Genomic DNA, 10,667 nt, shown 5'->3' with positions numbered 1-10,667 from the left:
CCCAATTAAGGCCAAAGCTGAGGCATGGGTCGCCCGTTAATACGCAATTCGCCGCGAATAACATCAAACTCCAACTCCCGAGTGCCCAGAGGCAGGCCTAGCCAAAGCGCGGCGACGGTTGGCGCATCGTACCAAGTGAAATCACCATCAACACGACTCAACCAGCGAGCGCGCTCTTCTGGTTTATCCAGCCCCGTCATCGCCAGTTCATCAAGCTTTCGAGCATCAAAAAATAGCGCACCATCCGCATTAACATTAATACCAAGCAGTGGGCTTTCAATCGCAATGGTCGTAACGTCTAAACGGGGTGAGTCACTTAACACACCCATTAAATCAGGGGCTAAACGAACCAACAGCCCTTCCGCCATCGGTAGGCTAGCGTCACCCCAAGAGGCTTCTTGACGCAGCCTTAAGATCGTTGCGCGCACTGCATCAGCATTCAAACGCGAAAGCTCGGCTTCAATCCGACCACTTAACAGAGCAGTATCAGGTGCTTCACTAGGAATCCTCACCTCACCAACGATCAGTTCACCGTTTAGGCGCAGCTCTTGCTCGTCAAGCACCATGTGGCTATGAACATCAAGCGGTGAAAGATTAATATCATAGGCGGGATAGTGAAGCGATAGCGACTCAACATGCAGGTGATCGCGTTGCGCAAAGTGATAAGCATCGTCAATGTAGGTATAACGGCTTTCAAGGGACGAAGGCCCCAGCGTCAACTGAGCGAAGCCATCCGTCAGCGTGAGCTGGTCGATCAGTACGCGCGATCGCCAATCACCAAACACGCCTTCAAGCCGCATCCTGGCCCCACGAACAGATAACTCACGGCCATTTTGCTGAATCACAAAAGGGGCAAGTGCCAGACGCAATTCACTGTGGCCACTCAGCGTACGGTAGCGCCCTTGCCAACGCGGGATGGAGGGTGCAGAAACTTCGCCCACTGCTTTTTGCAACACGCTATCTAAGCGAGGCAGTAATGTTCCTTCAACGTCGGTACTTAACGCACCATGACGCGCACGGTAAGTTAGTTCCAACCGCCACGGCCGACCTAGCAAAGGCGATAACAGTAATTTTCCTTGAGACGTTAACCATCCTTGGCGGCTCTCTGTCCGACTAACTCGCCACTCCCCTCGCGCTTCCAAATCTTCTAATGCTTGGCGAAGGCTGCGTTCAAACAAAATGCTTGATAACAGTTGCGCCACCACCCAGGCCACCGCTAAGGCCGCGAGAATAGGGACGATCAGTCGTTCCTTGCGCATGCGATCTCCTTGAACACCCCCATGATTGGAGACATTCGCCACCGACGTTGCATGATCAGTTTTTAATGATTATTTAGATCCATTCTTTATTGTATTCGGTAGCTCATCTGCCTATTTCTGGCTATTACTGCCGACAGACCTGAACGAAAAGCTTATTAGTGAAGCCAAAACCATAAATGCATCGTACTCCACGCGTAAATGCCCGCCATTACGTCATCAATCATAATGCCAAATCCGCCGGCAACACGTCGGTCTGCCCAGCGAATGGGCCACGGCTTGAAGACATCGAAAATACGAAAAACGATGAACCCCCATAGTGCCGCTTCCCATGAAAAAGGCACTGCGGCCATGGTTATCCAGTAACCAACAAACTCATCCCAAACAATACCGGAGTGATCGTGTACGCCTAAGTCATGAGAGGTTTTATCGCACAACCAAACCCCAACAACAAACGCAACAAAAACAATGCCCAGGTACCAGTTCAATGGCAGGTCGGCCATCATCCAGTAAAAGGGAATGGCTGCCAACGTACCGAAGGTGCCTGGCGCCCAGGGCACCGCACCACTGCCTAGGCCAAATGCAAAAAAATGGGTTGGCCGACGCCAAACGCTCGCTGGTGCTCGGTTCATGGCGCTTCCCCGCTAAAATGCTGCCATCCTTCGTAGTCACTAACGGCGACGCCAGTGACACCTAGCGTTTCCGTACAGTGGCCTATCGCGGTCAGCGAGAGGCCTAAATTGGCAAGCCGCTGCTGAGCAATAGCGAGATTCTTAGGTGTAAGGGTCACCAGCAGTTCATAGTCATCACCACCGGACAACGCGGCTTTAATCGCACCATCATGGCCCAATGTCTCTTGCAATCCAACTGCTAGCGGTAACGCGTCAGCCTCCAGTGCACAGCCGACGTTAGATGCCTTACGCAAGTGCGCTAAATCTGCTAACAAGCCATCTGAAATATCTAATGCCGCTGTCGCAACGCCACGCAATGCAACACCAGCAGCCAAACGAGGTTGAGGTAACAAATAGCGAGCTAACAGCGGATGCGATAGCTCGCGCTCGCCTTGACGCCAGAGCGCTAAGCCACCCGCGGCGCCACCCAGCGTACCCGTCACCGCAATAACATCACCAATTTTTGCGCCTGCTCGGGTTAGCGCTTGGCCGGTGGGCACTTCGCCCATTACCGTGATACCGATGGTCAGTGCCCCAGAAGTGACATCGCCACCCACCAACGCAGTGGCGTGCTGTTGGCAAAGCGCGTGGAACCCTTCAGCGTAACCTGATAACCACTGCTCAGCAGTGGCACGACCGCTAAAGATACGCTTATCCAGCGTCATTGCCATCAGACACCAACGAGACGTCGCCCCCATAGCCGCTAAATCACTGAGTGCCACCGCCAGTGCGCGATGTCCTATCGCGTGTGCCGGGGCATCGTGGGGGAAGTGGACGTTACTCACCGATGTATCAACGCTGACCACAAGCTGTTGACCTGCTTGAGGCACCAAAAGCGCTGCATCGTCGCCATTTTCAAGCGCTATGCCAGCAGTCGCGTGCGCCTCCTGCAGCGGCATGAAGTAACGCTGAATCAGTTCAAATTCGCCAAGCACAAAGGCCCCTTAAACGCATTATCAGGAGGCTCGCTTTACAGACGGCGAGCGCTGACTTCGGCACTACGTAAGCGGTTTGCTAGCTTATCGAGAATGCCGTTCACGTATTTATGGCCGTCGGTGGCACCAAAAGATTTGGCCAACTCAACGCCTTCGTTAATCACTACTCGGTAAGGTACTTCCATCCGCCGAGATAGCTCGTAGGCACCCAAGCGAAGAATGGCTAACTCGACAGCATCAAGGTCCTCTAGGCGACGGTCGAGCAACGGCGAAATTTCCCGGTCTAATTCTGCTTTGAACCTGACCGTGTTATGCAGCAGCTCATGAAAAAGCGCCTTATCGGCGATTTCCATTACCTTCACCCAGTTTTCGTAATCTTCCAGGTCATCATCCGCTACTTGGCTGCGAAACTCAGCTTCGATAGTGGTGATTGATTTACCTGTCATTTGCCACTGGTAAATCCCCTGAACCGCCAGCTCACGCGCAGCGTGACGCCCTTGCTGCGCGGCAGAGGGCTTACGCTCACGACGTTCGCTCATTGGTTATCTCCTAACGGCAATGCACGTAGCAGCGACACCATCTCCATCGCTGCCATTGCAGCTTCTGTGCCTTTATTACCGGCTTTGGTGCCTGCGCGCTCAATTGCCTGCTCGATAGATTCAACGGTTAATACACCGTTTGCGATCGGCGTATCGAACTCAAGCTGGAGATGATTAATGGCGGTGTTGCAGCCACCAGCCACATATTCAAAGTGCGGCGTACCACCACGAATGACAGCACCCAGTGCGATAACCGCATCGGGCTTCATGACCTTGAGTACACGTTTTACTGCCAGCGGCAGTTCCCAAGCACCCGGGACGTGGACAAGGTGAATATTATCCGCATCAACGCCGTGGCGTGTCAGGCTATCGATAGCGCCTTCCACCAAACTGTCCACCACATGGTGGTTAAAACGACCTACAACGATGACATAACGGCCATCAACATCCACAAAAGTGCCTTCAACTTGCGAAAGGGATTGCATCAATTTATTCCTGCTGAGAAGTTGGCTCATACGCCGTGTCATTTGGCCCCAAACGCTCGACAACTTCGAGATCAAAACCAGAGAGCGCTGAAAATTTCCACGGTGAGCTGAGTAGCCGCATTTTGCCTACCCCTAAACGGCGTAGGATTTGCGAGCCAGTACCAATCGTTAAGTAGTTACCTGACCCATCTGAATCACTGGTACGCGGTTGACGCACGCGATCCAGAAAAATATCGAGCTGATCTTTTAGGTCTTGGTGAGGACGACCATCATCAATCAGCACAAAGACACCCGCAGATGCATTAGCGATTTCTTCCAACGCACGATGTGAATCCCAGCGGCACTGTTCGCCTTTCATCAACCCTACGATATCACGCAGTGTATCCGCTAAGTGAACACGTACAGTCGTCGCCTGCTCAGGCGTCGGCTGACCCTTTACTAACGCTAAGTGGTGGGCACCTTGTATGCGGTCACGGAATACATGCAGTGCCAGTTCCCCATGGGTCGTCATCACGCTGGTCGTTTCAACCGGATCAATCGTTTGTTCATTGACGATTCGGTAGTGAATTAAATCAGCAATCGTGCCAATTTTAATACCATGTTTTTTCGCAAATACTTCAAGCTCAGGACGACGCGCCATGCTGCCATCGTCGTTCATAATTTCGCAGATGACGCCGCTGGGATCGCAGCCCGCTAATGAGGCCAAATCACAAGCGGCTTCCGTATGTCCAGCACGACGCAGAACGCCGCCCGGTTCAGCCATCAGCGGAAAAATATGCCCAGGCTGTACGATATCCGACGGCTTGGCATTCGTCGCGACTGCCGCTTGAACAGTACGCGCACGATCAGCGGCTGAGATGCCGGTGGTCACCCCTTCGGTCGCTTCAATGGAGAGCGTAAACTTAGTGCCGAACCCAGAGCCATTGTCACGCACCATAAGCGGCAGGTTTAGCTGCTCACAACGCTCGCGGGTCATTGGCATGCAGATGAGTCCGCAGGCATAGCGCGCCATGAAGTTGATATGCTCGGCCTGAACTTTTTCGGCCGCCATGATGATATCGCCTTCGTTTTCGCGATCCTCATCATCCATGAGAATCACCATTTTGCCCTGGCGAATATCTTCCACCAGCTCAGCGATAGGGGACAAACCTTCTGAAGAGGAATGCGCCATGGAATCTCCTAAATAAGTGGTCGCAAATAGATGCGATTTCGCGCGTCAGGGTACCTTGCTCTGGCCTCGCGCGCTAGTCGGTACGCGGTTCAGCGATTATTCGCCAATCACTCCCAACGGCTCGAATTTCTTTAATAGTCACCCGTTTTTGGTCGGCCATGCGGGTCATGCCAGGCAACGCAAACAGTGGTCTGGCCTCGCCTCCTAAAAGCGTAGGGGCAACAAATAGCTGCAGCTCATCCACCATATTTGCATCTAACAACGCGCCTGCCAGAGTTGCGCCGGTTTCAACAAGCAGCTCATTTATTTGCTCATGCTCAGCCAGCCAACTCAGCATGTTCACAAGATCGATTCGACCTTGTTGATCCGCAGGCAACACCTTTATATCAGCCCCTGCGGCTTCCAACTTTTGGCGTTTTTCTTCACTGTGGTGTTCAGTAGTGATAATTAGTGTGCGACCTGGCTCACGAAGGCAAGCAGCTGCTAACGGTAACCGCAAGCGCGAGTCCAAAATAACGCGCAACGGCTGCTGCTGAGTGATCACCTCCGCATTATCAAGCGCCAGCTGATCAGCCCGCACTGTCAGCCGAGAATCATCCATGATAACGGACTCAACGCCGCTTAAAATAGCGTTTGAACGAGCCCGTAAGCGCTGTACTTGACTACGGGCTTCCGGGCCAGTAATCCATTGCGACTCCCCCGAGCCCATGGCAGTGCGGCCATCCAGGCTCATGGCCATTTTCAAGCGTACAAAGGGCCGGTTACGCTGCATACGGGAAATAAACCCAGGGTTCAACGCACGTGCATCTTGCTCTAGCAAACCAACATTTACCTGAATGCCTGCTTCTTGTAGCCGCTTGATACCGCCTCCACTAACGCAGGGGTTAGGATCAACCATTGCGATGACCACGCGAGCAACGTTGGCATCTGCTAACGCAACCGCACAAGGGCCAGTGCGACCTGTATGAGAACAAGGTTCCAGCGTGACATAAGCCGTTGCGCCTTCAGCCGCTGCGCCAGCCGCGTTAAGCGCGTGAATTTCTGCATGAGGTTCACCTGCGCGAAGATGAAAGCCCTCGCCAACCACCTGCCCTTCAGTATGCTGATCGTAACGAACAATCACACAGCCTACTCGGGGGTTAGGGTCTGCCGTATAAAGCCCCTTTGCCGCCAACTGTAGGGCACGCGCCATGAAGTGATAATCAGCGCTAGTAAAACGCTTCTCCATCGACTCTTTCATGAACCTTCTCCGCGATGCTGATCGCCGGGGTCTTGAGAAAGACGATCTATCTCAGCGCGAAATTCGTCTAAATCCTGAAACTTCCGGTATACCGACGCAAAACGGATATAAGCGACTTGATCAAGTTTGCTCAACGCTTTCATAACGGCTTCACCAATATCGCGCGCATTAACTTCGCGATCCCCACGGGCACGTAGCGATTGGCGGATGCGCTCGACAGCAGCTTCAATTGCCTCGGCACTTACCGGACGCTTTTCAAGCGCTCGCAACATGCCTGCCCGCAACTTGCTCTCGTTAAACGTCTCGCGAGAACCGTCGGATTTAACGACCCTCGGCATAATAAGTTCTGCAGTTTCATAGGTGGTGAAGCGTTCATTGCAGCTAACGCATTGGCGGCGACGGCGCACTTGGTCACCGTCGGCTACCAGCCGCGAGTCGGTCACTCTAGTATCATTAGCACCACAAAAAGGGCAATGCATGGCAGTCAACCTGTTGTCAGTACGTGCAGCGTGTCAGTCTGTGCGGATAACGGCACATATAAGCATGTTGTGAACTATTATTAGCAGCGAAGTACACACGCTACAACGACATGCAGTTTATGGGCGCTTGCAAACAAAAAACAAAAATCGTCGCTTCATTAAACGCAGCGCTAACCTAGCATTGTAACGATTTGGCACACAAGCTGCAGCGTTTGTCGTAGGTTGTTTAAGAGGACACCCCTATGACCCCATTTGAGCAGACGGTCCAGCAATTCCTTTCGCACCTTTATGGCCCCCGCGCCAGCGAGGTACAGCGCCGCCTTGGACAACACATAAAGCACTTTCGCCACGCGTCACAAGCGCCAGCCAGCACAGAAAACACAACGGCTGAAGGCGGTAACGCACCAATGTGGAGCGAAAAAGATCAATGGGTCATTAGTTACGGTGATTCGATTGTGGCAGAGGACGCGCCTCCTCTTGCGGTGCTTAATGAATTTCTTCAACGCTATCTGGGCGAGCGCATTAGCGGCGTACATGTACTGCCCTTTTTTCCTTGGAGTAGCGATGACGGTTTCTCAGTTATTCACTACCGAGAAGTTAATCCAGAGTTAGGCGAGTGGGAGCACATTCGCGAGCTGGCAAGCCATTATGACGTAATGGCAGATCTAGTGCTTAACCACGTGTCTCGCGAGTCATTGTGGTTTGTGGATTATTTAACCGGCAGCCTGCCAGGCCGCGATTACTTTATTGAAGTTGACCCAGAAACCGATGTTTCAGAGGTTATTCGGCCACGCAGCAGTCCATTGCTAGTGCCCATTTCTACCCGCCGAGGCACTCGCCATGTATGGGCGACCTTCTCGGAAGATCAAATTGATTTAAACTTTGAAAACCCCGATGTATTGCTAGAATTTGTTGGCATTTTGCTGTTTTACCTCCAACAGGGCGTGCGCATTATTCGCTTGGATGCGGTGGCGTTTTTATGGAAGCGTTTGGGAACGCCCTGTATCCACCTTCCTGAAACCCATACAGTTGTCCGTTTACTGCGCGCCATTGTGGATGAGATATCCCCCGGCACGCTAATCATTACCGAGACCAATGTCCCTCATGCAGAAAACATCAGCTACTTTGGCCTAGAACGGCTAGCGCAAGGAGCACCCGACGAAGCTCATATGGTCTATCAGTTCGCCCTGCCTCCGCTGTTATTGCATACGCTTACCCGCGGTGAAGCCACCACTCTTCAGACATGGCTGGCCAGCTTGCCAATACTCCCCAAGCACTGCACCTATTTAAACTTCACCGCGAGCCATGATGGTATTGGCGTGCGCCCTTTGGAAGGATTACTCCCCGACCATGAGCGAGATGCACTGTTAGAACTGATGCATCGCTTTGGGGGCTTTGTCAGCATGCGAAGCAACCCTGATGGCAGTGACTCGCCTTACGAAATCAATATTACGTGGTTTGAGGCCATGCGTGGCACACGAAGAGGGCCAGATCCCTGGCAAATTGCCCGTTTCCTTTGTAGCCAAGCCATCATGCTCACTCTACAAGGCATTCCCGCCCTCTATATCCATACCCTGACGGGTACTTTAAACGATGTTGAAGGAGTAGAACGAAGCGGTCGCTTACGCTCAATCAATCGTCGCCGCTGGCAACGTGACGAGTTAGCCGTGTTACTTGACAGCCCTTCAACGCCAACTCACGATGTGTTTCGTGCACTCAGCCGGCTGCTTGAATTAAGACGTGCGGAACCCTGCTTTCACCCCAATGCCGCGCAACGCGTACTGCCTACGCCGCCTGAACTGCTCGCCATTGAGCGAGGACCACTTCATGATGGACGCCGTCTACTTGCCCTATTTAATGTCACCGATACGCTGCTGCCATTAGATAACGTAGGAGCAGCCCTTGAGCAGGCACTTAGCCAACACGCATGGCGTGATTTAGATCTACAAAATTCCGAGGAAGAAACCGCGCTCCCACCCTATGCAATAAGATGGATGGTGACAGAAGCATGAAGCATGCGTTGCGGCATAACGTCTCAGTAACAGGCAATATAATCGTCAAATAATCTTCGGCAGAGATACTAAAAAGACTAATCACTGACTGAGATAGTCATTAATCATGCTACAGCAAAGCATTGCGATTGGCCCCATGGGCTTTAGCGTTCATCAACTTGTTATTGTACTGGCTTTTTTGATGGCGCTTCTGGTGGGTGCGCTACTGGGGCGGCGATACAATACGGCAGTTAGCGATACGCTTATAACGATACTTTTCATTTCCTTCATCGCCGCTAGGGCCATGTTTGTAGTGCGCTATTGGGGTGCGTATGACGGTATTATTTCACGGTTAGATATTCGTGATGGTGGCTTTGATTTAGCGGGCGGTGTCATTGCTGGACTTGGCTATGCAAGCTGGGTGCTATGGCGTTCTTCTCGCCAACGCTGGCCTTTAAGCGGTGCGTTGCTGGCAGGCTCCCTCACTTGGGGGCTGATCGCTGGCAGCGCTATATTTATCGACCAGCAGGCGCGTCCCCTCCCAGGCATGATTCTCACAGACCGCAGCGGCAATCCTATTAGCTTGCCCCAGCTCTCTGAACAGCAGCAGCAACCTATGGTTGTGAACCTCTGGGCGAGCTGGTGCCCACCCTGCATTCGAGAAATGCCTGTTTTTGAGGAAGCTCAAAACGCCGAACAAGGCATCACATTTGTGTTCGTTAACCAAGGGGAAAGCGCTCAACATATTGAAACATTTATGAACCAGTACGACCTTTCACTGGTTAACGTGTGGCTTGACCAACGCAATGCATTGGGTAAAGCGACGGGCGCTCACGCAATGCCAACAACCCTTTTTTACAACATGGAAGGAAAGCTCGTTAACACGCATTTTGGCGAACTTTCCAAAGCAACCCTTCAACAAGGCTTGGAACGTTTACGTTAAGTCAGCCTCTTATCCTGGCTCATAAAACCAGTGGTTAACTTTGCGTATCTTTTATATAAGGACATACCCATGAAATATTTTTCCCTATCTCGGGTAAGCAGTTTATTACTCTTAACGAGCCTTGGCACTGCATCGGCGGGCTATGCCGAAGAACTGCCTGCGCCGGTTCAAGCGCTAGCTAACCAGGGGCTGACGATTCACGACCAATTTGAGGCACCGGGGGGCATGCGCGGTTACGGTGCTAGCGTGCAGGGCCGGGATATGGCGATTTATTTAACCCCTGATGGCGAGCATGCCATTATCGGCACGTTGATGGATGGTCAGGGCAACGATCTCACCGAAGCACAGCTAGATGAACATGTCCGAGTACCGCTGGAAGCGCAAACCTGGGAATTACTGGAAGAAAGCCACTGGATTCAGGATGGCGACGAGAATGCACCTCGGGTGATTTATACCTTTACCGATGCCAACTGTCCCTACTGTCGTCAGCTATGGCAACAAAGCCGCCCCTGGGTAGAAGCAGGTGAGGTGCAGCTGCGCCATATTATGGTGGGAATATTAGCGCCGAATAGCCCTGCCCTGGCGGCCACTCTGCTAGGTGCGGAGGACCCTTCTGCCGCGCTACATGACCACAGCAAAGGCGATATGCTTGCAGCGAGCGCCCAGCCAAGAGATATTGAAGAGCAAGTGTACGCCAATAACCAACTTTTCGAGGAACTAGGCCTGTACGCTACGCCTACCAGCGCCTTCCAGCGCGAAACCGAGAGTGGCAATTTACGCATCGACCGGATTCAGGGCCTACCAAGCGACGAGCGCTTAATTGAAATGATGGGCAACGAATCACCTTAGCGCAGTCAACTACCAGTAGTTAGCCTGCGGTGCGAATACCACCGCAGGCTAATGTCACTACAAGTAATTGCTAGAAGGGTTACTTGCTAGAGGGTTACTTGCTAGAAA

General features: G+C 52.5%; 11 protein-coding genes. 3 read left to right on the top strand and 8 right to left on the bottom strand.

All coding sequences use genetic code 11. From position 1 onward, the window contains the following. Positions 1-5 precede the first annotated feature (5 nt). From ELY33_RS14395 to nrdR, 8 genes are all read right to left on the bottom strand, one after another. Positions 6-1,259 (bottom strand): DUF945 family protein, encoded by a 1,254-nt coding sequence (locus ELY33_RS14395; RefSeq protein ID WP_126948603.1) that lies wholly within the window; start codon positions 1,257-1,259, stop codon positions 6-8. A 155-nt stretch (positions 1,260-1,414) separates the two neighbouring features. Beyond that, positions 1,415-1,888: a phosphatidylglycerophosphatase A family protein gene (locus ELY33_RS14390; RefSeq protein WP_126948602.1), complete on the bottom strand. Its 474-nt coding sequence runs from the start codon at positions 1,886-1,888 to the stop codon at positions 1,415-1,417. Continuing rightward, positions 1,885-2,862, bottom strand: a complete 978-nt coding sequence (thiL, locus tag ELY33_RS14385) for a thiamine-phosphate kinase (protein ID WP_126948601.1) — start codon at positions 2,860-2,862, stop codon at positions 1,885-1,887. Before thiL ends, ELY33_RS14390 begins: the two co-directional genes overlap by 4 nt. Positions 2,863-2,897: 35 nt before the next feature. After that, positions 2,898-3,401, bottom strand: coding sequence for a transcription antitermination factor NusB (gene nusB, locus ELY33_RS14380; RefSeq protein WP_126948600.1), 504 nt, complete (start codon positions 3,399-3,401; stop codon positions 2,898-2,900). Then, positions 3,398-3,886, bottom strand: coding sequence for a 6,7-dimethyl-8-ribityllumazine synthase (ribH, locus tag ELY33_RS14375; protein ID WP_126948599.1), 489 nt, complete (start codon positions 3,884-3,886; stop codon positions 3,398-3,400). Before ribH ends, nusB begins: the two co-directional genes overlap by 4 nt. Before the next feature lie 4 nt (positions 3,887-3,890). Beyond that, entirely contained in the window at positions 3,891-5,057 is a 1,167-nt protein-coding gene (gene ribBA, locus ELY33_RS14370) for a bifunctional 3,4-dihydroxy-2-butanone-4-phosphate synthase/GTP cyclohydrolase II (RefSeq protein WP_126948598.1), read from the bottom strand. A gap of 73 nt (positions 5,058-5,130) precedes the next feature. After that, complete coding sequence (gene ribD, locus ELY33_RS14365) at positions 5,131-6,297, bottom strand: bifunctional diaminohydroxyphosphoribosylaminopyrimidine deaminase/5-amino-6-(5-phosphoribosylamino)uracil reductase RibD (RefSeq protein ID WP_244208616.1); 1,167 nt, start codon at positions 6,295-6,297, stop codon at positions 5,131-5,133. Further along, complete coding sequence (nrdR, locus tag ELY33_RS14360; protein WP_126948597.1) at positions 6,294-6,776, bottom strand: transcriptional regulator NrdR; 483 nt, start codon at positions 6,774-6,776, stop codon at positions 6,294-6,296. Before nrdR ends, ribD begins: the two co-directional genes overlap by 4 nt. A 242-nt stretch (positions 6,777-7,018) precedes the next feature. Here nrdR and ELY33_RS14355 point away from each other — a divergent pair, with 242 nt between their 5' ends. From ELY33_RS14355 to dsbG, 3 genes are all read left to right on the top strand, one after another. Further along, entirely contained in the window at positions 7,019-8,788 is a 1,770-nt protein-coding gene (locus tag ELY33_RS14355; RefSeq protein WP_126948596.1) for a sugar phosphorylase, read from the top strand. A gap of 106 nt (positions 8,789-8,894) precedes the next feature. Beyond that, positions 8,895-9,710 (top strand): TlpA family protein disulfide reductase, encoded by an 816-nt coding sequence (locus tag ELY33_RS14350; RefSeq protein ID WP_126948595.1) that lies wholly within the window; start codon positions 8,895-8,897, stop codon positions 9,708-9,710. Positions 9,711-9,779: 69 nt separating this feature from the next. Then, the gene (gene dsbG, locus ELY33_RS14345; protein ID WP_126948594.1) at positions 9,780-10,559 is read left to right on the top strand and encodes a thiol:disulfide interchange protein DsbG; all 780 of its coding nucleotides are present in this window, start codon (positions 9,780-9,782) and stop codon (positions 10,557-10,559) included. Positions 10,560-10,667 lie beyond the last annotated feature (108 nt).

This window comes from Vreelandella andesensis, from assembly GCF_003989795.1.
Lineage (GTDB): Bacteria > Pseudomonadota > Gammaproteobacteria > Pseudomonadales > Halomonadaceae > Vreelandella > Vreelandella andesensis.
This window is presented reverse-complemented; position numbering and strand designations above follow the sequence as displayed.

Bases quoted from the DNA above. Each gene is read 5' to 3' on its own strand.
- nrdR (WP_126948597.1), bottom strand. From the start codon at position 6,776: ATGCATTGCCCTTTTTGTGGTGCTAATGATACTAGAGTGACCGACTCG.
- ELY33_RS14350 (WP_126948595.1), top strand. From the start codon at position 8,895: ATGCTACAGCAAAGCATTGCGATTGGCCCCATGGGCTTTAGCGTTCAT.
- ribH (WP_126948599.1), bottom strand. From the start codon at position 3,886: ATGCAATCCCTTTCGCAAGTTGAAGGCACTTTTGTGGATGTTGATGGC.
- ELY33_RS14395 (WP_126948603.1), bottom strand. From the start codon at position 1,259: ATGCGCAAGGAACGACTGATCGTCCCTATTCTCGCGGCCTTAGCGGTG.
- nusB (WP_126948600.1), bottom strand. From the start codon at position 3,401: ATGAGCGAACGTCGTGAGCGTAAGCCCTCTGCCGCGCAGCAAGGGCGT.
- ribD (WP_244208616.1), bottom strand. From the start codon at position 6,297: ATGAAAGAGTCGATGGAGAAGCGTTTTACTAGCGCTGATTATCACTTC.
- ELY33_RS14390 (WP_126948602.1), bottom strand. From the start codon at position 1,888: ATGAACCGAGCACCAGCGAGCGTTTGGCGTCGGCCAACCCATTTTTTT.
- dsbG (WP_126948594.1), top strand. From the start codon at position 9,780: ATGAAATATTTTTCCCTATCTCGGGTAAGCAGTTTATTACTCTTAACG.
- ribBA (WP_126948598.1), bottom strand. From the start codon at position 5,057: ATGGCGCATTCCTCTTCAGAAGGTTTGTCCCCTATCGCTGAGCTGGTG.
- ELY33_RS14355 (WP_126948596.1), top strand. From the start codon at position 7,019: ATGACCCCATTTGAGCAGACGGTCCAGCAATTCCTTTCGCACCTTTAT.